At 63.5% G+C, this 21,276-nt stretch carries 20 protein-coding genes; 6 read left to right on the forward strand and 14 right to left on the reverse strand.

Annotated features, from left to right (window positions below; translation table 11 throughout):
- Positions 1-133: 133 nt before the first annotated feature.
- Positions 134-499 carry a hypothetical protein gene (locus FJ964_RS10170; RefSeq protein ID WP_181172423.1) on the forward strand — a complete coding sequence of 122 codons (366 nt, stop codon included), beginning with the start codon at positions 134-136 and terminating at the stop codon, positions 497-499.
- A 90-nt stretch (positions 500-589) separates the two neighbouring features.
- On the opposite strand, the gene FJ964_RS10175 is transcribed toward FJ964_RS10170, so the two are convergent.
- From FJ964_RS10175 to FJ964_RS10200, 6 genes are all read right to left on the reverse strand, one after another.
- On the reverse strand, positions 590-2,971 hold the full coding sequence (locus tag FJ964_RS10175) for a polysaccharide biosynthesis tyrosine autokinase (RefSeq protein WP_140550265.1): 2,382 nt from the start codon (positions 2,969-2,971) through the stop codon (positions 590-592).
- Positions 2,972-3,208: 237 nt separating this feature from the next.
- Positions 3,209-4,105 (reverse strand): UTP--glucose-1-phosphate uridylyltransferase, encoded by an 897-nt coding sequence (locus tag FJ964_RS10180; RefSeq protein ID WP_140550266.1) that lies wholly within the window; start codon positions 4,103-4,105, stop codon positions 3,209-3,211.
- 74 nt (positions 4,106-4,179) lie between these two features.
- On the reverse strand, positions 4,180-5,148 hold the full coding sequence (locus tag FJ964_RS10185; protein WP_140550267.1) for a glycosyltransferase family 2 protein: 969 nt from the start codon (positions 5,146-5,148) through the stop codon (positions 4,180-4,182).
- Complete coding sequence (locus tag FJ964_RS10190) at positions 5,138-6,088, reverse strand: glycosyltransferase (protein ID WP_140550268.1); 951 nt, start codon at positions 6,086-6,088, stop codon at positions 5,138-5,140. Before FJ964_RS10190 ends, FJ964_RS10185 begins: the two co-directional genes overlap by 11 nt.
- Complete coding sequence (locus FJ964_RS10195; RefSeq protein WP_140550269.1) at positions 6,088-7,077, reverse strand: glycosyltransferase family 2 protein; 990 nt, start codon at positions 7,075-7,077, stop codon at positions 6,088-6,090. Before FJ964_RS10195 ends, FJ964_RS10190 begins: the two co-directional genes overlap by 1 nt.
- Positions 7,078-7,092: 15 nt before the next feature.
- Entirely contained in the window at positions 7,093-8,265 is a 1,173-nt protein-coding gene (locus tag FJ964_RS10200; protein ID WP_140550270.1) for a glycosyltransferase, read from the reverse strand.
- 189 nt (positions 8,266-8,454) lie between these two features.
- On the opposite strand from FJ964_RS10200, the gene FJ964_RS10205 reads away from it, so the two are divergent.
- Positions 8,455-9,951, forward strand: coding sequence for a lipopolysaccharide biosynthesis protein (locus FJ964_RS10205; protein ID WP_140550271.1), 1,497 nt, complete (start codon positions 8,455-8,457; stop codon positions 9,949-9,951).
- Positions 9,952-10,000: 49 nt separating this feature from the next.
- Positions 10,001-11,023: a phosphoribosyltransferase family protein gene (locus tag FJ964_RS10210; protein WP_140550272.1), complete on the forward strand. Its 1,023-nt coding sequence runs from the start codon at positions 10,001-10,003 to the stop codon at positions 11,021-11,023.
- A gap of 211 nt (positions 11,024-11,234) precedes the next feature.
- Here FJ964_RS10210 and FJ964_RS10215 read toward each other — a convergent pair whose 3' ends face one another.
- From FJ964_RS10215 to FJ964_RS10250, 8 genes are all read right to left on the reverse strand, one after another.
- The gene (locus FJ964_RS10215) at positions 11,235-12,314 is read right to left on the reverse strand and encodes a glycosyltransferase (protein ID WP_140550273.1); all 1,080 of its coding nucleotides are present in this window, start codon (positions 12,312-12,314) and stop codon (positions 11,235-11,237) included.
- Between the two features lie 65 nt (positions 12,315-12,379).
- Positions 12,380-12,826 carry a hypothetical protein gene (locus tag FJ964_RS10220; protein ID WP_140550274.1) on the reverse strand — a complete coding sequence of 149 codons (447 nt, stop codon included), beginning with the start codon at positions 12,824-12,826 and terminating at the stop codon, positions 12,380-12,382.
- A 14-nt stretch (positions 12,827-12,840) separates the two neighbouring features.
- Positions 12,841-14,283, reverse strand: a complete 1,443-nt coding sequence (locus FJ964_RS10225; RefSeq protein ID WP_140550275.1) for a GMC family oxidoreductase — start codon at positions 14,281-14,283, stop codon at positions 12,841-12,843.
- Between the two features lie 93 nt (positions 14,284-14,376).
- Positions 14,377-15,708, reverse strand: a complete 1,332-nt coding sequence (locus tag FJ964_RS10230; protein WP_140550276.1) for a UDP-glucose/GDP-mannose dehydrogenase family protein — start codon at positions 15,706-15,708, stop codon at positions 14,377-14,379.
- Positions 15,709-15,781: 73 nt separating this feature from the next.
- Positions 15,782-16,657, reverse strand: coding sequence for a family 16 glycosylhydrolase (locus FJ964_RS10235; protein WP_181172424.1), 876 nt, complete (start codon positions 16,655-16,657; stop codon positions 15,782-15,784).
- A 136-nt stretch (positions 16,658-16,793) separates the two neighbouring features.
- The gene (locus FJ964_RS10240; protein ID WP_140497183.1) at positions 16,794-17,195 is read right to left on the reverse strand and encodes a hypothetical protein; all 402 of its coding nucleotides are present in this window, start codon (positions 17,193-17,195) and stop codon (positions 16,794-16,796) included.
- A 223-nt stretch (positions 17,196-17,418) separates the two neighbouring features.
- On the reverse strand, positions 17,419-18,441 hold the full coding sequence (locus tag FJ964_RS10245; protein WP_140550278.1) for a glycosyltransferase: 1,023 nt from the start codon (positions 18,439-18,441) through the stop codon (positions 17,419-17,421).
- A gap of 70 nt (positions 18,442-18,511) precedes the next feature.
- The gene (locus FJ964_RS10250) at positions 18,512-19,639 is read right to left on the reverse strand and encodes a nucleotidyltransferase family protein (RefSeq protein WP_140550279.1); all 1,128 of its coding nucleotides are present in this window, start codon (positions 19,637-19,639) and stop codon (positions 18,512-18,514) included.
- Between the two features lie 524 nt (positions 19,640-20,163).
- Here FJ964_RS10250 and FJ964_RS10255 point away from each other — a divergent pair.
- The 3 genes from FJ964_RS10255 (at position 20,164) to FJ964_RS10265 (ending at position 21,275) form a co-directional block, all read left to right on the forward strand.
- The gene (locus FJ964_RS10255) at positions 20,164-20,316 is read left to right on the forward strand and encodes a lasso peptide (RefSeq protein ID WP_140497189.1); all 153 of its coding nucleotides are present in this window, start codon (positions 20,164-20,166) and stop codon (positions 20,314-20,316) included.
- A gap of 166 nt (positions 20,317-20,482) precedes the next feature.
- Positions 20,483-20,782, forward strand: coding sequence for a PqqD family protein (locus tag FJ964_RS10260; protein WP_140550280.1), 300 nt, complete (start codon positions 20,483-20,485; stop codon positions 20,780-20,782).
- Positions 20,783-20,900: 118 nt separating this feature from the next.
- Positions 20,901-21,275 (forward strand): lasso peptide biosynthesis B2 protein, encoded by a 375-nt coding sequence (locus FJ964_RS10265; RefSeq protein ID WP_224713268.1) that lies wholly within the window; start codon positions 20,901-20,903, stop codon positions 21,273-21,275.
- Position 21,276 lies beyond the last annotated feature (1 nt).

The raw sequence follows: 21,276 nt of genomic DNA on the forward strand, positions 1-21,276 counted from the left end.
CCGCGCCGTCCAGCGGCAGCAACGCGGCTTCATCAAAGTGCATCGTCACGGGCTACGATGGCGTCTTTGGATCGGGTGCGGCTGCTTGAATGCCCGTACTTGTTTCGCCGGCTTGTTCGCTTTACGAACGGCCATGACCCTTATCTCTCGCATTGCCGCCCTTGCTTTGCTCGCCGTCATTGTCTTCGCGACGCTGTCGCCAATCCAGATGCGGCCTCACCTGGGTGACGCAAATTTCGAACGCGCCCTCGCCTATGTTCTGTTCGGCGTGGCAATGGGTCTCGGCTTTCCAAACCGCCTGGCTGGAACTGTCACTATCGTCGTTGTCGTAGCCGCTGCGCTGGAGCTGATGCAACTCCTCGAACCCGGTCGCCATGCGCGCCTTTCAGATGGCTCGCTGAAGGCTTTGGCAGGCATCCTCGGAATAGTTGTCGTCCATCTCAGCCTTTTGGTGGCCAGCCGCTATTGGCCGCGCAGGCTGACGTTGCCTGCCGAATGATGCCCGGGTTTAGAGTCCCACTGTAGCGCGCCGCGGCCACAAGGCGATGACCTGCGTCGTCACTCAGGCACGCAATCGCCACGGCCGATGTCAGACCGTTGTTTTGCTGCGCACTTCGGTCTTGTCGAGATAATAGCTCGAGTACTGGCCGAAGAATTTTTCGGACGCTCCGAACGAGCCGTATTTGGCGAGCTTCTTGAGATCGACCTTGTTCAGCACCGCGCCGACGATCTTGTTGGCGACATAGGGTTCGGATTCGAGCATCGACCTCACCATTGCGCGCGGGGTGCGGCCCCATTCGGTGACCAGCACGAAGCCGTCGACAAGCGGCGCGAAGGCCTTGGCGTCGACCACCGGCCCCAGCGGCGGCAGATCGACGACGATGTACTCGAAGGTCTCCTTGGCGTTGTCAATGAAGCGCCGCATGCCGGCCGAGGAGAGAAGCTCGCTGGTGTGCGAGAAATTGCCGCGCAGCACGGCCGGAATGATCGCGAGCTTCGTCTGCCGGTCGATCTTGCCGACCGACTGCCAGGTCTGGCCGCTCACCACCGCTTCCATCAGTCCCTGCTCGGCCTCCATGCCGAGGCTGCGGCTCAAGCCCGGATTGCGCAGGTCGCCGTCGATCAGCAGCGTCCTGGCGCCGTTGGCGGCAAGCAGTCCGGCCAGATTGGCCGCGACAGTCGACTTGCCTTCGCCCGGAAGAACCGAGATGACGCCGATGACGCGGCTGCCCTGCCCTTCCATGACGACGTCGAAGGCGATCTTTGCGCTGCGCAGCGTCTCGGAGAACATCGACGCCGGAGCATCGACGCTGACGCGCATGCGCGCGCGCTTCTCCACGGCGGCCGGCGATTTGGCGGTTTTGAGATCCGGATCGACCTGCTTTTCCTCCCTGGCGGTCTTGCCGCCGATGACAGGCAGGTAACCGAGAAATTTGAGGCCGACGCGGTCGCGGACATCCTCGCCGGTCCTGAAGAAACGTTCGTTGAATTCGTTGAGGCCGCCGAACCCGGCACCCATCAACGTGCCCAGCACAAGCGAGAGCGCCAGCACCACGATCGTGCGCGGGCTGGAGGCGCTGAGCGGCATCGATGCATCCGAGATGATGCGGATCTTGCCGACCGGGAAGGATTGCTGCTGGGCGGCTTCCTCGTAGCGGCCGAGGAATGTCTGGTAGAGCGTGGAGAGCGCCGTCGCCTTCTGGTCGAGTTCACGCAGCTTGACCTGCGACTGGTTGTCGATGGCACTCTTGCCTTGCGCCGCTGCGACATTGGCCCTGAGCGCGGTCTCGCGCGCCAGCGCCACTTCATATTCGTTGCGATAGCTTTCGGTCAGCTGCTTCAGCTCGCCGAATATCTGCGCCGATATGTCGGCCTTCTCCTTGGCGAGCGCCACCGCTTGCGGATGCTGCGGCCCGAAATTGGCCTCGACATCCTGCTGCCGCTTGGCGACGGCGAGATAGCGTGTCTTGAGCGCCGCGATGACCGAGCTGCTCGGCTGGTCGCTCGATATGGCGGCATCCTTGAAGGCGTTCTCCGAGCCGCTTTCGACGATGGACTTGTACTGCTGGTAGCGGGCGCTGGCCCGGGCCGTATCGGCCTGCGCCACGATAAGCTGGGCGTTGAGGTCGGCAAGCTGCTTGGCGCTCATCAGCTGGCCGTCGCTGTTGGCGGACAGTCCGTGCTCGGCCCTGAATTTCTCGACCGCGAGCGATGCCGCCTGCGAGCTTTCGCGCAGTTCCGTCAGCCGGCCCTGCAGCCAGACCGCGGCGCGCTCGGTGGCATCGAAGGAGGCGTCGAGCTGGTCGGCGAGATAGGCATCGGCATAGGCCTTGGTGATCGCGGTCGCCAGTGCCGGATCCGTCGCCTGGTAGCCGAGCGCGATGACATAGCTTCGCCCGACGCGCTCCGCCTGCACTTCGTTCTGCAATTTGAGGATCGCGTAGTCACGACGTGAGGTCGCGATCAGTGCATCGCGGGTGGCCGGGTCGAGCTTGGTGACGTCGCCGACGCCCGGCATGGGAGGACTGGGGCGAACATACTGGATCAGGCCGCGGATCAGGCCGATGCCCTGGGCGAGCGCCGACTGGGGCGGGTTCATGAACGCGTCGTTGCGGTCGAGCTTCAGCTTGTCGACGACCACGGCGGCAAGCCGCGTCGAGGTCAGGATTTCGATCTGGCTCAGGATGGCCGAATCGGTCTGCATGGTCGTCGACGCCGCCGAAATGTCGTCGACGATCTTGTTCAGCCCCTCATCGATCAGCACGCTCGAGACTGACTGGTATTTGGGCGGCGTGGTCTGCAGATAGAGCAGGCCCATGACAAGCCCAATGACCGCGCCCAGGACAACCACCTTGGCCTGCCGCGCAGCCATGCCAAGCAGCCGCTCGACATCGATGAAGTCTTCGCCGTCTCCTGCTTCCGAATTCGGCAATGGCATCCTCTTGTCGAGAGGAAAGTTGGCATAGTTCATCTTCGGTCCAATTCCAGAGCCCGTCCATCCCAATCATCGGGATGGGCTCTATCTCACTGTTTGAACATGATCTTTTCCGAAAACCGCCTTGCGCTTTCCGGGATCATGCCTTGGCTCCCAGGCACTTCGAAGATCGGGAGCATTGCCGAAAAGCAACGCAAGTTCCATGCCGGACGCCACAGGGCCTTCCGGGCATCGAACCGTCAGCCGTCCGACAATGCTCCCGAAACATGGGCATTATGCGGCTTCTTCCTGTCGTTCATGCGACCGGACGAACTCCTGAAGCATCTCGAAAACCGGACCTTTCATGTCATCGCGCGCCAAGGCGAAGGCGATGTTGGCCTGGATGAAGCCCTCCTTCGAGCCGCAGTCGAACATGCGGCCCTTGAAGGGCTGGGCAAAGAACGACTGCTCCTGCGCCAGGCGCACCATGGCGTCGGTCAGCTGGATCTCGTTGCCGGCGCCGCGCTGCTGGTTGCCGAGCAGGGCGAAGATCTCAGGCTGCAGGATATAGCGGCCGTTGATGTAGAAATTCGACGGCGCAGTGGCCGGCGCCGGTTTTTCGACCATCGCCGTCACCTCGAAACCGCCGCCAATGTCGGCGCCGCGGCCGACAATGCCGTATTTGTTGGTCTCGGTCGGGTCACAGCGCTCGACCGCAATGACGTTGCCGCCGGTCTCGGCATAAAGATCGGCGACCTCGGCCAGGCAGCCGCGGCCGCCGAACGAGACCATATCAGGCAAAAGCAGGGCGAAGGGCTCGTTGCCGATGACCTCGCGCGCGCACCAGACGGCGTGGCCAAGGCCTTGCGGGGATTGCTGGCGGATGAAGCTGGTGGCGCCGGCCACCGGCAGCAGGCTTTCCAGCGACTGCAATTGCGCCTTCTTGCCACTCTGCTCCAGCGTTCCGATCAATTCCGGATGCAGGTCGAAATAATCCTCGATGACCGCCTTGTTGCGGCCGGTCACGAACACGATGTGCTCGATGCCGGCCTCGAAGGCCTCATCGACGGCGTATTGCACGACCGGCCGGTCGACGACGGGAAGCATTTCCTTCGGCATCGACTTGGTCGCCGGCAGGAACCGCGTTCCAAGCCCCGCCACCGGTATCACGGCCTTCCTGATTTTCTTCATCGCAAATTCCTTCTGAGGAGATCGATTTCAGTCCATTCGCAGGCCAGGAAAAATCCCTCCCTGTGCCTGCATCTTCACCTCCCCGCCCCCACGGCAAATTGTGCCGCTACTCGTCGCAACCGCACGGCGATCGGCATGCCCATATGCCTGACCGCCGCCGGGTCGCTGAGCGCCGTCCGGATCGCCTTGAGCGGAGACCGCGCCTTGATGTGCTGGACCATCGACAGGAAGGAGGCTGCCTTGCGCAGGCTGCGGCTGCGCCGGGCGAACGCCGCTTGCGCGGCCGCGTCCATCTGATGGCTTTGAGCGAAAATTGCATCGGCCTTGCGCATCGCCTCGACGTGATGAGGCTCGAGCACGCGCGAAATGGAGCCGCTGCGGATGTGATAGGCATAGCCGATGTCAGGCTCGACCACGCACCTGCCGCCCATGGCGAGGGCGTTGGCCAGGAATATGTAATCTTCGCCGATGATCAGGTCCTCGTCGTAGCGAAGTCGGTTTTCTTCCAGGAAGTGGCGCTCGAAGATCGGCTTGAGATAGCCGAGATTGAACTTCGATTCGAAGACGACGTTGCCGGCGATATAGCTGGCCAGCGAGATCTCGCCCAATTCCTCCAGATAGCGTGTCGGAAACATCGCATCGTCGGTCACGCCGTCCTCGCGGACGACCTGGAGGTTGTCGACGGCGATTTGCGCGCCCGCCCTTTCAGCCCGCGCGATCATGGCGGCGATGCGGCCGGGATAGACCGCGTCGTCGGAATCGAGGACCGCGATCCAGCGGCCTCGGGCAGCCTCGAGGCCGGCATTCCTGGCGCCGCCGGGGCCCCTGTTGTGCGCAAGCGCCACGACGCGCACGCTGTCCTGCGGATAGGCCCTTGCCACGTCGAGCGTCGCGTCGCGCGACTTGTCGTCGACGACGACGACCTCGACGCTGACACCCTTTTGCGCGATGGCGCTGGCGATCGCCCGGTCGAGGGTCGCCTCGGCGTTGTAGGCTGCAATGACGAAGGAAACGTCCGGGACGAAGCTGACGTCAGGCTGCACGCTTGCCTCCTTCCTGTGGCGAGGGCTGGCCGTAGAGGCGGATCTCGCGGATGCCGACAAGGCCGCTGACGACGCCGACATGCATAATGCCGCGCAGCACGCTGCGGTTCCGCCGCACGGGGCTTCCAAGGAAGGGAAACGCCGCGGCGAAGCAATAGGCTGCCTTTGCCGCGGCAATGCCAACCTGTTTGACCAGGCCAATGCCGCTCGCATTGCGCCCCAGGAGATGGCCATGCGTCTGCCCGACGCGGAAGCGGCGGCGGCCAAGCCAGTCGAACGCGGCCCTGGTCCGCGGCACGATCTCGTCCACCCAAGCTTCCGGAGAAAAGGCGATTCGACCGCCTGTCTTGTGCATCTGGTCGAAGAACTCGGTGTCCTCGCCGCCGGTCTGGCCACGTGCCAGGCTGAAGCGGCGCCCGCGCAGGCTGTCCGAATCCATGTCGAGCAGCACGTTGCAGGTGTAGCCGGTGCGGATTTCGCCGCGCACCCAGACCGGCAAGGTCGAATGGAAGTCGCCACGCCGCATCCAGTCCGGCGCGTCGGCGCCGTAGCGCGCCTTGACCGGGCCCAGCACGGCGGCGGCGCCACTTGCCTGGGCCGTTGCGACGAGCTCGGCAAGCCAGCGCGGCGAAGCCGTCTCGTCGTCGTCGATGAAGGCGACGAAATCCGACGTGCTGGCGTCAAGGCAGGCGTTGCGGGCGATCGAGATGTTGCGCGCAGGGCAGTGGTGATAGCTGATCGGCAGCGACAGTTCGCGCGCCAGCGCCGTCACCAGATCCCTGGCGCTCGGCGTGTCGTCATTATCGGCGACGATGACACGGACATCGAAACCGGCCGGCCTGTCCATGGCATCGAGCGAGCGCAGCGTGTCGGCCAGTTCCGGCCGGCGGAACGTGCACACGCCGATATCGATGCGGCGGTTCGTGCCTGGAATCGCCATCACGCGACCCCGCGTCGTGCACCGAGGCCGAGAAGCTGTAGCCAGAAACCGACGGACCAGCCGAAATGCATGACCATCGCCGAGACGCCGGCAAGCGCGATGTCGGCATTGCGTTGGCTTACCGCCGTCCACAGGCCATAGCCGAGGCACACAGTCGCCCAGATCAAAAGCGGCACCGCCGCCAGCCAGTGCACGAAGGAAAAGGCCGCGAGCACAACCACCGGGAACACCAGCAGCGGCACCATCTGCCGGACCTTCGGGATGACGCGGTGCTTCAGGACATTTTTGGCGCGACCGCGGCCGTAGCCGAGATACTGGAAGTAGAGGCCGCTGAGCGACGCGCGCGGATAGTAGACCATCTGCGTCCTGCCGCTCATCCAGATTCTGTAGCCGGCCTGCCTCAGCCGGTAATCGAGCTCGGCGTCCTCATTATGGCTAAACGTCTCATCATAGCCACCGACGGCCTGGAAGGCAGAAATCCGCATCAGCGCATGATGGCCGTGATCGACCCATTCTCCGGCGGACACATGCCGGTGCTTGGAACCGCCGGTGCCGAGCTTTGAGTTCTGCGCCGCCGCGGCCGCCTTCTGCACGGTGCCGCTGCCGCTGGTCAGCATGGAAACCACGACCGAATCGGCGCCCGTGGCCAGCGCTTCCTCGACCAGCCGGTCGCAATAATCGGCGGGGTAGCCGCCATGGGCATCGATGCGGATCAGATATTCGGCACCATCGCCGAATCTGGCGACGGCAAGATTGATGGCCGCGCTCTGGATGCGCTTTTCATTGTGGAGCAGGACGATGCGGGGATCCTCTTTCGCGCGCTCGCCGACAATGGCCGGGGTACCATCGGTGCTGCCGCCATCGGCAACGACGATCCTGGCGCCGAGCCTCGCCGCCGCGGGGCCGAGCTGGTCGAGCAGCACACCGATATGAGCTGCCTCGTTGAGGCAGGGAATCACGATCAGGCTGGAGGGGAGCGCTTGCATCATCGGGCGATCTCCATCCTAGGCCAAAGCCTCGGCCGCGAAGGGTTCGCGTATTGCGGCCAGGCTGCGGAGCTTCTCGACCAGGGCCCGGCAATCGCTGCGATCATAGCTCCATATCCTGGGGTTGCGCGACAGAACGCGCTCCTTCAACGTGCTGAAGCGGCGCTCCTCCATCTTGCCGATGGCGGCTTCGAGCGCGTCGGGTGAGGCTTCGGGCAACAGAATGCCGATGCCCTGCCGGCCGAGGAACCGCCCGGTTTCCGTGTTGGCCATCGAGATCGGCACCGCGCCGAAACGGCAGCCCTCATAGAGCCGGTTGGGCAGCAGCCAATCGGAATTCTGGCCCGCCTCGAAGAAATCGATTGCCCAGGAGAAATGCACGTCCCGGTAGATCGCCGCCATGTCCTCCGGGTTGCGGTAGGGTCCGCGAAACGAAAGCCAGGGCTCCGCCTCGACGAAGGCGTGGAAATCCGGGAATTCGGTCAAAGCCGGGCGGCCGCGCAGCACGATCTCGAACCGGCCGTTGGCGCGGCGCGAGAAATCGGCCAGGAGTTCGAGCGAGCGGCGGCAGCGCAATGCCCCGAACCAGCCGATGCGCCAGGGTGGTGCGACAGGCGCCTCGGCCATCTCATGCTCGGCCGGCAGGATCGCTGCTGCCTCGAAATATTTGTTTTCGACCAGTTCGACCGGCGCCGTCACCTGGCCGAACGGCTCGAAATAATTGGCGGTGAACGCGGGCGAGCTGGTCACCAGCAGCTTTACGTCCCTGGCAAGGTAACGTTCCGTGGCACGCAGCGCTCTGCCGACCGCATCGCTGCGAAGCATCAGGCGATGGATGTCGAGGCATTCATAGACGATCGGCACCGCGGCGCCGAATGCCGTGTTGGCGCGGCGGGCGAGCGCCAGCATTTCCAGGTTGCGCGCGATGATGAGATCGGGCCTCGGCATGCCGCTGAGCCTGGCGCCGATCGAAACCGCGGCCTTGACGACTGCCGTCAAACGCTGGGCGAATCGCCCGTCACGCGTCGCGCCGAGATCCAGCGGCCGCAATCCCTCGACGTCGGCAATGGGATTTGCCGTGCGGCGGAAGCCTGCGAGCGTGACCTGGGCGCCACCTGCCCTGAGCATTGTAATCCGCCGGCGCACTGCCGGGTCGGAAACGTCATGCACAAGGTACAAGACATTCAGCATGAAAACTCGACCGCTGTTGGCCCACCCACGGGGAACCTAGTACAGGTCTTGCTGCATCGCAACATTTTTGGTGCAGCGTAGCAAAATCCACGTTTTTTGTTGCACTGCAAAATAAATGCCGTAATTTGGCCGCGGCGGCGGTTGCATGGTTCCTGGGCGGAACCTGCACAAGAATCAGGAATCCTGAATTTGGAAGCCAATCCATTCGATCCGCCAGAAGGCTCGCTGCGCAAATCGGTCGGGCGTGGCGCGGTCGTGACGGCCTTGTCGCAGTCCGTGCGGGTCGCCACGCAGATCATTTCCGTCATCGTTTTGTCGCGTCTCCTGTTGCCGCAGGATTTCGGCGTCGTGGCGATGTGCGCGCCGGTGCTGGCCTTCATCGCGCTGTTCCAGGATTTCGGCCTCACCCAGGCGACCATCCAGAAATCGGGCATACGGCACGACGAGGTGAACTACCTGTTCTGGATCAATGTCGCCGTCAGCGCGATCCTGGCCTGCGTGCTTGCCGGCGCGGCACCGCTGGTCGCCGCCTTCTACGGCGAGCCACGTGTGGCTGGCCTGGTGGCGGCGCTGGGCCTGCAGATCATGGCCTACGGCCTCGGTGCGCAGCATCTGGCGCTCCTGACCCGCCGCATGCAGTTCGGCCGCCTGGCCATCATCGATGTCGCAGGCGCCGTGGCTGGTCTTGCCGTGTCGATCGCCTGGACCTTCATCGACCGCTCCTACTGGGCACTTTTCGCCGGCACGTTGACCGGAGCCGTGCTGCCGACGCTGTGCTACTGGGCCAGTTCGCGCTGGCGGCCCAGCCTGCCGCGCAAGGTCGCCGGAATCAGCGAGTTGATCAATTTCGGCGCCGGCATAACCGGCTTCAACTTCGCCAACTTCTTCGCCCGCAATCTCGACAACGTGCTGATCGGAAAATACTGGGGCGAGGCGCAGCTCGGCCTCTATGACCGTGCCTACAAGCTGCTCCTGTTCCCGCTCAGCCAGATCACGAACCCGCTGTCGAAGGTGATGGTGCCGGCTCTTTCCAGGCTGAAGGACGAGCCCGACCGCTACCGCAGCGCCTATCTTCGCGTCATGCCGCTGATCCTGCTGGTGGCGCTTCCCGGCGTCGCTTTCGCCACCGCCATGTCGGACATACTCATTCCGTTCGTGCTCGGCGAGCAGTGGCGCGCGAGCGCCGGCATTTTCCTGGCGCTGGGCTTCGCCGGGCTGCTGCAGCCGCTCAACAATCCGGCCGGATGGCTGTTCGTCAGCCAGGGCCGTTCCGGCGACTTCATGCGCTGGGGCATCATCACGGCCGTGACGTCGGTGCTCGCTTTCGTGCTGGGCCTGCCTTATGGCGCGCTCGGCGTGGCGATCGCCTACGCCGTCAGCGAATATCTGCGCACGCCCTTCCTGTGGCTCTATGTCGGCAGGAGCGGGCCGCTGCGGGCAAGCCACGTGCTTCGCGCGGCCGCGCCGTTCGTGCTCGGCGCGCATGTGGCGCTGGCGGCGGTCTGGTTGGTCAAGCCGCTGCTGCCGCAGCAGCATGTCGTCGCCTTGGCCAGCGGCGCCATCCTTGCCTATCTCATCACCATCGTTATCGCGCTGGCCTTCGCAGCCGGCCGTGAAGCCTTGCGCGAGGCCTTGAAAATGCTGCCGGCAAGGCCGCCGGCGGCAGCACCGCGCGAGGCGCGATAATTTCGGCGCTTTCGACCCTTACCGTTCACCCGAGCATCAGGCCTGATCCATGCATTACCGATCGATCTCAGACATGAACGACGCGATCGTCAGCAACCTTCACCGGTTGCCGCGCGACATCGACCTGGTGGTCGGCGTCCCCAGAAGCGGCGTGTTGGCGGCGACGCTGGTCAGCCTCGCGGCGAACATACCGATGACCGATCTGGACTCCTTCCTCGAGGGTCGCGTCTACACATCGGGCATCACCAAGCGCCGTGCGGTGCTCGACCGCAAGGTCGCGGAAATGCGCAAGGTGCTGGTGATCGACGACAGCGTCTCCGGCGGCAACGCCATGCGCGACGCCCGCGCCCGCATAGAGGGTGCCGGCATCGAGGCCGACTACACCTTTGCCGCCGTGTTCGGGCTTGAGCCGCAGCATGCCGAGACCGATATCGTCTTCGAGGTCGTGCCGCATCCGCGCATGTTCCAGTGGAACTTCATGCATCACAAATTCCTGGCGCAATGCTGCGTCGACATAGACGGGGTGCTGTGCCTCGATCCGACCGACGCCGAAAACGACGACGGTCCGGCCTACGAGAAATTCCTTAGCGAAGCGCGGCCGCTCCATACCGCGACCCGCAAGATCGGCTGGCTGGTGACCAGCCGGCTGGAGAAATACCGCGCGCTGACCGAGGCATGGCTGGCCAAGCACGAGATCAAGTACGATCATCTGATCATGCTCGACCTGCCGAGCAAGGCGGAGCGCCAGCGGCTTGGCGCGCATGGCAGTTTCAAGGCCGAATTCTACCGCAAATCCGATGCCATCCTGTTCATCGAGAGCGAGCACGAGCAGGCGCTGAGGATCACCGAGCTGTCGGGCAAACCGGTGCTGTGCGTCGAAACGCACATGGTCAGCTTTCCCAACGCGCTGTCGCTCCCGGCGCTCGGCCAGGCGGCGCGCAACCTGCCGGCCAGGTTGCGACAGGCCAAGTCACAGGAAGGCCGAAAGGGCGCCGCCAAGGCCCTTGCTCGGGCCCTGCTCGGCGCCCGCGGCTACGAGACGCTGAAAAGCCGGGTCAAGCGCCTGGCCTGATCCGCCAAGGCTGCGAATCCAGATTAACGGGTTCCTTCGGAGTGTTCGCCGGCGCGTCGGTCGAGAGGTATCAAACGAAAAACCCGCCTGTGCGGCGGGTTTCCGGCGCAACTCAGCACCATGACTGAAAATCTACCATAGCTGCCTTCACCCTGTCAAGAAAAAATTCCTATCACGAGACTGCCGGGGTCGGCACCAGCCTGAGCCTTGGCTACGCCGCCTGTCGCGAACGCTGCTGTGTGGCCTTGTCCAGTATGGAAAAGAAGGTGAGGAATTGGCGGTCCGGATCGAGCTCCGGACGCTCGGAGAAGCTGCGCGCCGTGGCCGAGAGCCGGTCATATTCCCGACGGTCGTTCCACAGCAGCCTGACGGCCGCGATCCAGTCGGCGAGCGGCGCATCGTAATCCAGCACCACGCCGCCCGGGCCGATCGCTTCGGGCAGGCCGCCGCGCCGCGAGCCGATGACGGGAATGCCGCTGCAATGGGCTTCCGAAGCCACACGGCCCCAGGCCTCTTCCCATTTGCTTGGCGCCAGCAGGATCCTGGTGCGGCCATAGACGGTCTTCATATCGCCGGTGCGGTTCTCCAGCCTGATGTTGGAGAACGGGGTGATGGTTTGCTCGATGCGGGCGCGGTGATCGTCGGCGAGCTTCCAGCTCTCCACGAACAGGAACGGAATCTCGGGGCAGGCGCCGGCGATGCGCACGGCGAGCTCGAAGCCTTTCTCCTCGTACGGATTGATCAAGGTGACGAACTGGCCCGTGGTCGGCGTGCTGTAGAGGGCGGCATTGATGGTCGGCGGCAGCACCGCCGCGTCGATGCCGAATTTCTGTTTGTAGGCGCGCGCGGTGAATTGCGAATTGGCGATGTAGAGCGCCGAATGCAGCTCGCGCAGATCGCCGCCCAGCTCATGGAACTCGACGTTCCTGAGATAGACGACCAGCGGCACGCCTTCGGCCTGCAGCGCCTTGCCCACCGGAACCGACTTGTGGCACTGGACGACGGCCACGTCCGGCTTCAATCTGCGGACGGCAAACTCGGCCGCCTTCCAGGGAAACCAGGCCCGCACCACCGGATAGCCGGGAAAACTGTCGATGACCGCCGGCTGACGCAGCAGCTTCATCTTGGCGCGCGCCTTGAAGCCGAAGACGCCGTCGCCGAACAGGGCGGCCAGTACGGCCGCCTCATGGCCGTGCTCGATCAACTGCTCGGCCAGATGATGGGTGCTCGACTGGACGCCGCCGCTGAATTCGGGCGTGTATCCATTGCCGCCTGCAAAAAGAACTTTCATGGTTCTGGCTCCTGGTTCTTTCGCGTTTCGTTCAATGTGGCCCGAGAGCTTGCTCCGGCACCGCTTCAGGCATTCTGTTGCTCGAGATTGGCGAACGGATTGGTGCATGGCTGCCATCCGGTGAACCGGATCGGATCGCCCGGCGAACTGCGCCAGGCGTAGTCGGTCAGCATGTGGAATTCGGCGATCAGCCAGCGGTCGAAATGCAGGAGATCCTGCTTCTTCTGCTCCGGCAGCAAGGCGCGGGCCTTGCCCAGCCTTGTCTCCTCGAGCAAGGTGACGGCGTCGCTGAGTTTCTCGCTCGGGAATATCCACGGGTTCCTGTCGCGGAACGCCAGGACGAACTGCTGCAAATGCTCAATGCGCATGTTGAGCTTGCCGAGATATCTCTCGAGCGTGACGCGCACCAGATCCTCATCCGAAAACGAGGACACGGCCGCGTAGGCAATGCCCGTCGATACCACCCCGCCCGCCAGGACAGCCAGTGCGGAGCGTCGCGAGATCTCTATCATCCGGTTTGCTCCTTTCACGCCATCCGGCTCGCCGCCCGCAGGGACAGCGCTGCCGCGGTCAGGCTCGGATTGGCGCACGAACAACTCGGATAGGTGCTGGTGCCGACCACGACCAGGTTCCTGAGCTGGTGATGAATCATGCCGCTGTCGACGACCGAATCGGCCGGGCCCGTTCCCATCCGGAGCGTACCCTGGACATGCGATTCGGTTGGCCGGATGCCGCGATCGAAAAGCTGTTCGACCGGCAGCGGGGCAAGCAGCCCGGGCAGTTTCTCCAGTGCCCGCGCCATGCCCTTGACCGCGTAGTCCGACGGCGCCTTGAAGCTGACGAAGGCATTGTCGTCCTCGTCGAGCGTGACGAAATTCTCATGGTCGAGCAGGTTCTCGGTCACCACGACAAGCGGCAGCGCCTGGCGCAACCGCCCCTTCTCGGCGCGCATGCCGTGTTGCCAGCGGTTCTCGAAATAGACCAACGCGGCGGCGTGCTCGGACCGGTGCGGACCGTCATAGAGGCCGAAATTCAAGCCGGTGGTGATGGTGCTGCCGTCGAAATTGTCGACACCGTCAAGATAGACCTCGAAATTCCAGCCATAGGATTCATGCAGGCCGCGGCCGACGAATTCGCCTCCCAGGCCGGAGCGGAGCATGATCGCCGCGCTCTGGATGGCATTGGCGCCGAGAACGAAGAGGTCGCCGCTGACCTGATATTCCTTGCCGGCGTGGACGAAGGTGACCGAGCGGACGGTCTCGCCGACATGGTCGAGCCGGCGCACTTCCGAACCGAGGCAGACCGAAACGTCGGGATGTTCGAAGACATGCATCAGGCCGTTATTGGCGGTGAATTTGGCGTCGACCGGGCACAGCCAGCATCTGAGGTTGGCGCAGCACGAGGTGCGCTGCGCGGTCGGCACCCGGGCGCGCGCCGTCGGCATGACGAAATGCTGGCCGGGCTGCGCCGCCTTCATCATCCGGTCGGGCGTCGACATGCGGTGCGGCGGCTGCGGAAACGGCTTCGAGCGCGGCAGCAGCGCCGCCATGTCGGGATCGCCCGAGATCGACATGATGTCTTCGGCGTCGCAATAGAACGGCTCGACGTCGTCATAGCTGATCGGCCAGTCATTGCCGATGCCGTAAGTGCTTTTCAGCCTGAAGTCGTTGGGATGGAATCTCGGCGTCTGCGCGAACCAGCAATTGGTGCCTCCGCCCAGCCCGATCGTGTAGTTCCAGGGCTTGTCGGAATTGGTCTTGTAGGTCGACTCGTCCTCGATGTCGGTGTTGACGTTCTGCTTGAGCTGCCATTCATGCGTGTTGTGCCGGCCCCATTCCAGGAGCAGGACGCGCGCCTTCCGCCGCTTCGTGAATTCGTGCAGGAAGAAGGCCGAACCGAAACCGGAACCGATCGCGACAACGTCAAAGTGGTCCTTGGTGATCTGCTCCGGCTTTACGTCCAGCACCATCAGCCGCAACTCCTTTCCGGGTCTTGTGCGTTCGTCATCGCAAGCAAACCGGCCGGTCGCGGCGATCCCACATTGGATTGCCCAAACCCGGTCTCATGCCGCCATCCTGCCGATCGAGTGATATTCGATGCCATGGCGGGCGATGACCTTGGGATCATAGAGGTTGCGGCCGTCAAAGATGATCGGCGTGGTCAGCGCGTCCTTCAGCGCGTCGAAGGACGGCGCGCGAAAACTCTTCCACTCGGTGGCGATCAGCAGCGCATCGGCGCCGCGCAGCGCCGCTTCCTTGGTGCCGCACAGAAGCAGGTCGTCGCGCAGCCCATAGATGGCCTGGCATTCCTGCATCGCCTCGGGATCATAGGCCTGCACGGTCGCGCCGGCGTTCCAGAGCGCCTCCATCAGCACACGCGCCGGCGCCTCGCGCATGTCGTCCGTGTTGGGTTTGAAAGCCAGGCCCCAGAGCGCGAAGGTCTTGCCCTTGAGGTTGCCCTTGAAATAGCGGTTCACCTTGTCGAACAGCACGGATTTCTGCTCGTTGTTGCGCTCCTCGACGGCGCGCAGCAGCTTGGCGTCGAACTTGACGCCTTCGGCGGTCTTGATCAGGGCGCGCACGTCCTTGGGAAAGCAGGAGCCGCCATAGCCGAGGCCCGGATAGATGAAGTGGTAGCCGATGCGCGGATCGCTGCCGATGCCCTTGCGCACCTCCTCGATGTCGGCGCCGAGCTGTTCGGCCAGGTTCGCCATTTCGTTCATGAAGCTGATCTTGGTGGCGAGCATGCAATTGGCCGCGTATTTGGTGAATTCGGCGCTGCGCACGTCCATCACGATCATCTTCTCGTGGTTGCGGTTGAAGGGCGCGTAGAGCTCGCGCATCACCGCCTCTGTGCCCTCGCTCGATGTGCCGACGATGATGCGGTCCGGCTTCATGCAATCGGCGACGGCCGACCCTTCCTTGAGGAATTCCGGATTGGAAGCGACGTCGAAGGTCAGGTCCTCGCGGCCTCTTTTCTTCAGCGTTTCGGCGATCTTGGCCTTGATCTTCTCGCAGGTGCCGACCGGCACGGTCGACTTGCCGACGACGATCTTGGGCGCATCCATTTCCCGGCCGATCGTCTCGGCGACCGCCAGCACGTATTTGAGGTCGGCCGAGCCATCCTCGCCGGGAGGCGTGCCGACCGCGATCATCTGGATCTCGCCATGCTTGACGGCGGCCGCCGCGTCGGTGGTGAACTTGATGCGGCCGGCGGCGTGGTTCTCCCTGACGATGCTTTCGAGGCCCGGCTCGAAAATCGGGACGAGACCCTGGTTGAGCCGCTCGACCTTGTCTGCGTCGACGTCGACGCAGACGACCTGGTGGCCGACTTCGGCAAGCACCGCGGCCTGCACGAGACCGACATAGCCGATACCAAACACCGTCAGATTCATTCTGTTTCGTTCCTGTCCAGGGCAGCGGACCGTGGTCGGCCCGACCGTTTCAAATCGACTTTTCCAATAGGTTCTACTTTACGCTGCATGCCAGCGATTCCGGAAACTGGCAGGGGTCGCCCTGCGCGGTGAAGGCGACGCGCTCGATCTGCAGCGAGAGCTTGCGGCCGGGATCGGCGAATGCGCCCAACCATCCGGTCATCGTATCGCTGCCCCAGAGGCTGAAGAAGATCTTCTGCGCATGGCTGGGCAGCTTTGCCGGATCGGTGATGGTGTTCACCAGCTGGCCGTTGACGTACCAGCGCAAACTGTCCTTCTGCCAGACGAAGGCGTAGTCGTTGAAGGCCTTTTCCGTGCCGCCCGGCACGTCGACCAGCTTCTCGTTCTTGCCCTTGCCGGCGATGTAGGCATTGACCTGAACCTTGGACGTGTCCTTGGTCAGGATCTCGAAGTCGATCTCGTCCCAGGGCTGCTTGTCCGACGGGCCGATATAGGAGAAGAAAGCCGCGTTGAGGCCGGGACCGGTGTCGGTCTTCATGCGCGCCTCGTAGGTGCCGTAACCGAACCGCTGCTTGGTCTGGATTTCGCCGCAAGCGTAGTCGCGGTCCTTCGTCTTCTGCTTCTCGAAACCGAGCGACAGCACGCCGTCCGCTAGACTGACCTGCCCCTTCGCCCAGGTGCAATTCTGATGGCCGCCATTCGTCCAGCCATCGGAGACATACCAGCGCTGGCGGTTGAAGCTGGTGAAATCATCGACGAATGAGGGCGCCGACTTCAGATCCTGCGACCAGGATGGCGCCGCCCCGGCGAACAAGCCAGCGAGAGCGACCAGCGCGACCAGGGCAGTTCTGCGTCCGGTGGAACCGCCCGGGCGGGCTTGCCTGGCCTGGCGCGTTGACGACATGCCGCGGACTGCGACGGTGAACGTGGTTCTCGGATCCGCATTCATACGAAACTCAACCTTTGTGCTGTGCATCCCCAACCCAAAGTAGACATTCGAGCGATTGCCAAACGGCGCTTTCCTTCTCTCGTCAGCCCCTCCCCAAGCTGCCTTCCCGCCTCGCGCCAAATCCACCCTTCGGCCTTCACCCTCTGCCGGCGCCCGCCGGTTTGGCGAGCCTCTGGCTGGCCGTCATATCGGACGACCCGTCCTCATCGAAAACCATATCCAGCGAATGACGAAGCTCACGGACCATGCCGTTCTGGCGTGACAACGCCGCGATGCGGCGCTCGCAATTCAGGATCGACGTCGTCAATTCATCGACCTCGGCGGAACGGCGCGCAGACGCCGAGCCGTTCTCCATGGCCTCGACCAGAAAGGCGGCGTTCGTGGCGGTCGCCTTGTAACGATTCTCCAGCCCGTTTCGCTCCGCCTCGATCTCCGCCGCGATCTGCTCGAACAGCTTCGCCAGGCGATCGAGGCGCGAAATGTCGGTCTGCCGGTCGCGGGCCGGATTCCTTGATCTGAAGCCGAATATCGAGGCCATGCGTCAAAGTCCTGTGGTGGTCCGACCGTCGGCCGGGCCCCTTACCGGTTCAATATCGGGCAGTCCGATCGGGAGGCCAGGTCATTGGCCATCCTAATTGCTGCACCGCAACATAGACTGCCATCCCCGGGCCGCGTAGGCAACCACCCAATTCGTAAACTCATAAATCCGCCCGAAATGGTTTGCGCGATGCACTGGCAAGAGCGCGGCCGGCCGACCGCATTCAAGGCTCTTTGCCCGTGCTGGTGCCGGCCATGAGAAAACGCGTTGGCGGCACATGCTGATGCCTGGAGGCAAGCCCGACGCGGCGAAACAGCGCCTCGAGCTTGTCGGACGCCACGCCCTGGACGATGGGAACCAGGTTGGATTGGCTTGCGAAGGCATAGGCCGCGGCCGACGCCAGGCCCCGCTCGGCCTTCACGTCGAGGAAATTGCGCAGCCGGTATTTGTCGCGCACGTGGCGCTCGTGGCGGCGCAGCACCGCTTTGGAGCCCTCAGGCAGGCTGTCGATCGCCAGCAGCGCCAGGTCGGCGTCGGCAAGACGCTTCAGGTCCTGCGTCTTGTGGCGGCCGCTCAGCGAATCGGCCCGCACGATGGCGCCGTAACCGCAGGAGCGGATGACCTTGAAGCGCGCGCCCTTGGCGACCGCGCGCGCGTAGAGTTCGTAGTCCTCGCCCAGACGCAAGCTCTCGTCATAGCGCAGGCCGTGCCTGTCGAGAAAAGCGCGGCTGATCACCGGCTTGAGGAAACCGAGTTCGCCTCTGCGCACGTTGCGTCTGGAGATGTTGCCTTCGACGAAACGCTCGAGGTCGAGGAATTCCGGCTCGGCCGCGAACTTCGGAGCGACGATCTGGGTGACATCGCTCAAGGCGTCGTCCCTGATGAGCATGATGTTGTCGGCCGCGAAATCCCAGTCCGCGCCGGCAAACAGGTTGTGAAACCTGCCCGCGAGAAAGAAGTCGTCGGCGTCAAGAATGGCGATGAATGGCGATTGCGAGGCCGCGATGGCGGCATTGCGGGCGAAGGAGGGGCCGCGATTGACGTCGAGGCGCATCACCGCGAGCCGGCCGCTGCCGTCATCGGCGGCGCGGGCGGCTTGGGCCGTGTCATCGGTGGAGGCGTCATCGACGACGACGACTTCCGCCACTTCCGGTTCGCGCAGCGCGGACGCGATGGCCACCGCGATTGTTCGCGCCGCGTTTCGGGCCGCGATGATCACGCAGACCTTTGATTCCGTCATCGACATGAATTTGCCTCTTGCACAGGTTCCGTTCTGCCCTCGCCCTGTACGTGTTCGATGTACGACGGGCTTCCCGTCACGGGCTGCCCTGCCGTTCGAAGATGCGGCGGCTGATGTCGGCCGATGCCGCCCAGCCGGCCTCCGCCAGATAGCGGACCGGCGCACGACCGCACAACTCCCACAACACGGTGCGCCGCTGCGGCCATCGCAGGGATGACAGCCATGGCGCGATGACCATGTTGAGCAGGTCCTCATTGCCGATGCGCGACAGCATCCGCGCGGCGCGCTGCGACAGGAGCGTGTCGGCGCCGCCGAGGAGCACGTCGGCGGCGCGCAGGCCAAGCAACAGCGTGTCATCCAGCCCCTGCGCCGCGGCGGCATCGAGCAGGCGCTGCTGCTCGGCTTCGTTCAGGCGGTCGGCGCTGGCACGCACGTCGCAGACGTAACCGGCGCAGGGTTCCCGGTTGAAAAGCGCCTTGGCGACGCTGATGCAGGACAACAGCAGAGTGTCGGCCGCCGATGTGAACGGCACCTCGACGCCGGTGATCTCGACCTGCCGTTTGCGCCGCAGGAAGCCATCCGCGTCGCGCGGGCTGGGCGAGCCGGGCTGCTGGAGCCGATAATGCAGATCGACAGTGGATTGCGTCGACCCGTCACCGCGGATCATGTGCTGTTCGCCGAGGAAACGGACCCACCAGACGGAGCGCGACTTGCCGGCGATCTCGTATCCGATCGAGCGGAGCGCCTCGCGCGCCCTGAAAAACCCGGCCGGCGCCACCAATATGTCGACATCGCCCGAAGGCTTCATGAAATGATCGTCGTAAAGCAGATGCTGCTGGAAGGGACCTTTCAGGAAAACGAAATCGATCTGCCTGTCGCGCAGCGCCGCCTGGATCGCCATCGAATCCATGATGCAGGACGCGTTCATCGAAACGGTCTTCCGGCGGTAGGCGTCGAGCCATTGGGAGAGCTGGGCCGGCGGCCCGTTCGCGGGCGCGCGCGACAGCACCTTGAGGATAAAGGTCGAGACCTTGTTCAACCTAGCTATGTCGGTGACATTGGCTACGGCGAGGCCGGAGGCATCGCCGGGCGCGGCGCCGGACCGCGCCGCGAAAAACAGCCGCAGACAGGCCTGCACATAGGCGATCTCGCCGGCGCAATCGGCGGCGCGCAGTCGCTCATATGAACGTTCGGTCAGGGCCATCGGGCGCACGGTTCTCCAGAAGCGATCGGCGTGACGCCTATGCTGCAGGTGCGAAGCAAAGCATCGCCAAAAACCTTGGCGCCGTCCAGTTTTTCCTTTTGCAGCGCAAAAATCCAGCCACGACGTTTATCGAAACCGGCTCGGGCGAACGGTGAGGAGAACCACTGGACCACGAGGGACGAGTGGCGTTTTCGGCGTTCCGTAGCAAACCTTACCGAGAGACCCGGCGCTGCGGTATTATTTGTCGCCATGCCTTGAAGTGACAGGGCTTAAAAAGTTTATATTTGCAAATCAATTTCTTATGCTGACCTAGTGCATCAGGCCCATATGCAGGGATGTGAAGGCGATGAAGGCCAAAGCTTGAGATCGTTACTCACGACTGTGTCTTCGCGTGCAGTCCATAATTGATTAATGCGCGGTAAATCAGGCTTGACTCATAAATGCTGCCATGCAGCTATTGCATCGCAGCATGAAAGTGCCGCCGGCAATCGACAGGCCGTTTCCAGTCCTTGATGGAGTGTAAAATGGAACAGAATGTTGAAAAGCAGGAGTACGAAACGCCCAGCCTGACGGTTCATGGTTCGATTGAAACCATCACTCAGGGCGGTGGCGGCAACACGGCGCTCGACGCAGCATTTCCTGCGCACACGCCGATTGGCGACCTGACGTTCTCCTGAGCCTGTCCTGATTCTAGAGGGACACGTTGGGCCTCTGGAATCCAAGAACCATAAAGGGAGTCGGGGTGAAAATCCCGGCTTCTCTTCATTGCCTGAACCGGCTTTTCTTTATCGCCAGAATTGTCGGCACGCATTGCGGACAGTGTGTAGCAAACGAGGTTTTCGGATGAACTGGAACCCATCTGACCACGATCGCGTAAGTGCGACCAAGGAAGCGGTCGCCTGCGAATTCGGCAATGGCCTGGCGCTTCTCAACCTGAAATCCAACATCTACTACAGCCTCAACGGGGTAGGCACGTTCATCTGGGAGCTGATCCAGGAGCCGAAACCAATTGTCGAAATCCGCCGGGCCGTGCTCGCGCGCTATGATGTCGACGCCGAGCGCTGCAAGGCCGATGTCGACGCACTGTTGAAAGGTCTGGCCGATAGCGGACTTGCGAGGCTGCATCATGAGGAACCTGTCTAGGCAGGTTCCGCAAAAGCGGGTCACGGTTTTGCGGCAAGAACCTGCGACGGAGAAAAGTCCCGGCCAGACCAAGCACCGGCGGCGTCGGCTTCGAGCTCTCTCCCTGAGCGGCCCGGAAATGCTGTTCCTCTGCCACTGCCTGCTGGTGGTCTCGGCCGTTCGGCTGGGGCTGACCCTGTTCTCTTACAACCGCCTCCGCGGCATCGTCACCCGGCTGGAGGCACGTGAATGCGCCAGCACGGGCGAGCTGCGTCGTGTCGCCTGGGGCGTTGCCGCCGCAGCCCGCCTGGTACCGCGCGCAAGCTGTCTCACCCAGGCGCTCGCCGGCCAGTACATTCTCGCCCGCCAGGGCAATGCCTCGAAGATCCGCATCGGCATCGAGCGCGACACCGGCCAGCAGCTGAAGGCGCATGCATGGCTGATCAGCGGCAACCATGTCATCCTTGGCGGCTCGATAGACAAGTTTGTCCCTCTCGTCGACTATGGTCAATGAC

Origin of the sequence: Mesorhizobium sp. B2-3-2, assembly GCF_006442295.1 — a bacterium.
GTDB lineage: Bacteria > Pseudomonadota > Alphaproteobacteria > Rhizobiales > Rhizobiaceae > Mesorhizobium.

Bases quoted from the DNA above. Each gene is read 5' to 3' on its own strand.
- FJ964_RS10215 (WP_140550273.1), bottom strand. From the start codon at position 12,314: ATGAAAGTTCTTTTTGCAGGCGGCAATGGATACACGCCCGAATTCAGC.
- FJ964_RS10255 (WP_140497189.1), top strand. From the start codon at position 20,164: ATGGAACAGAATGTTGAAAAGCAGGAGTACGAAACGCCCAGCCTGACG.
- FJ964_RS10230 (WP_140550276.1), bottom strand. From the start codon at position 15,708: ATGAATCTGACGGTGTTTGGTATCGGCTATGTCGGTCTCGTGCAGGCC.
- FJ964_RS10265 (WP_224713268.1), top strand. From the start codon at position 20,901: ATGCTGTTCCTCTGCCACTGCCTGCTGGTGGTCTCGGCCGTTCGGCTG.
- FJ964_RS10175 (WP_140550265.1), bottom strand. From the start codon at position 2,971: ATGAACTATGCCAACTTTCCTCTCGACAAGAGGATGCCATTGCCGAAT.
- FJ964_RS10210 (WP_140550272.1), top strand. From the start codon at position 10,001: ATGCATTACCGATCGATCTCAGACATGAACGACGCGATCGTCAGCAAC.
- FJ964_RS10260 (WP_140550280.1), top strand. From the start codon at position 20,483: ATGAACTGGAACCCATCTGACCACGATCGCGTAAGTGCGACCAAGGAA.
- FJ964_RS10225 (WP_140550275.1), bottom strand. From the start codon at position 14,283: ATGGTGCTGGACGTAAAGCCGGAGCAGATCACCAAGGACCACTTTGAC.
- FJ964_RS10220 (WP_140550274.1), bottom strand. From the start codon at position 12,826: ATGATAGAGATCTCGCGACGCTCCGCACTGGCTGTCCTGGCGGGCGGG.
- FJ964_RS10245 (WP_140550278.1), bottom strand. From the start codon at position 18,441: ATGTCGATGACGGAATCAAAGGTCTGCGTGATCATCGCGGCCCGAAAC.
- FJ964_RS10195 (WP_140550269.1), bottom strand. From the start codon at position 7,077: ATGATGCAAGCGCTCCCCTCCAGCCTGATCGTGATTCCCTGCCTCAAC.
- FJ964_RS10250 (WP_140550279.1), bottom strand. From the start codon at position 19,639: ATGGCCCTGACCGAACGTTCATATGAGCGACTGCGCGCCGCCGATTGC.
- FJ964_RS10180 (WP_140550266.1), bottom strand. From the start codon at position 4,105: ATGAAGAAAATCAGGAAGGCCGTGATACCGGTGGCGGGGCTTGGAACG.
- FJ964_RS10170 (WP_181172423.1), top strand. From the start codon at position 134: ATGACCCTTATCTCTCGCATTGCCGCCCTTGCTTTGCTCGCCGTCATT.
- FJ964_RS10190 (WP_140550268.1), bottom strand. From the start codon at position 6,088: ATGGCGATTCCAGGCACGAACCGCCGCATCGATATCGGCGTGTGCACG.
- FJ964_RS10240 (WP_140497183.1), bottom strand. From the start codon at position 17,195: ATGGCCTCGATATTCGGCTTCAGATCAAGGAATCCGGCCCGCGACCGG.
- FJ964_RS10200 (WP_140550270.1), bottom strand. From the start codon at position 8,265: ATGCTGAATGTCTTGTACCTTGTGCATGACGTTTCCGACCCGGCAGTG.
- FJ964_RS10235 (WP_181172424.1), bottom strand. From the start codon at position 16,657: ATGAATGCGGATCCGAGAACCACGTTCACCGTCGCAGTCCGCGGCATG.